The organism is Dyella jejuensis, from assembly GCF_044904675.1.
Classification (GTDB): Bacteria; Pseudomonadota; Gammaproteobacteria; order Xanthomonadales; family Rhodanobacteraceae; genus Dyella_B; species Dyella_B jejuensis.
Map to the genome: position 1 here is coordinate 1 of NZ_JADIKJ010000073.1, position 696 is coordinate 696.

A 696-nucleotide genomic window follows, 5' to 3' on the forward strand; every position below is an offset into this window, starting at 1 on the left:
CAGCATGGGTATGACGCCGACGGCCACCTGACCACCACGCGCGGCTACGCCACGGTGCTGACGGCCAGCCAGCTGAGCGCGCTGGGCAACGATCCCACGATCGCGGCGGTGAGCGCCGACCTCACCCCCGGCGGCAGCGACAGCTACCAGCAAAGCGTGTACGACGCCGACGGCCAGGTGGTCTACGCGATCGACGGACTGGGCCTCAACGTCACGCAATACACCTACAACGCCGGCGGGCAGGTGACGCAGACGCGCCAGTACGCCACGGCACTGTCCACCGGCAGCCTGAGCCCCACCGCCACACCGGCCACGGTGGCCGGTTATCTCACCGCCAGCAGCAGCGACGTGATCACCACCACCGTCTACAACGCCGACGGCGAGGCGGTGTATCAGGTCAACGGCGCCGGAGCGGTCACGCAGCACACCTACGATGCCGCCGGCCGCGTTACCCAGAGCACCGCGTATGCGACGGCACTGAGCGCGACGCAGAGCGCGAGCCTGGGCACGGCGCCCACGACCGCGCAGCTCGCCGCGCTCCTCACGCCCAGCGCCAACGATCGCACGACCACCACCAGTTACGACAGCGCAGGGCGGGCGGTCTACAGCCTCAACGCCGCAGGGACGGTCACGCAGACCACCTACGATGCCGATGGACGGGTGACCAGCACCCACGTCTACGCCATCGCACTGACA

Annotated in this window: 1 protein-coding gene; it reads left to right on the forward strand. The window is 69.4% G+C overall.

The genetic code is table 11. The features are described from left to right. Positions 1–696: hypothetical protein (locus ISP15_RS18340; protein ID WP_404549440.1), on the forward strand; the 696-nt coding region annotated here is incomplete at both ends.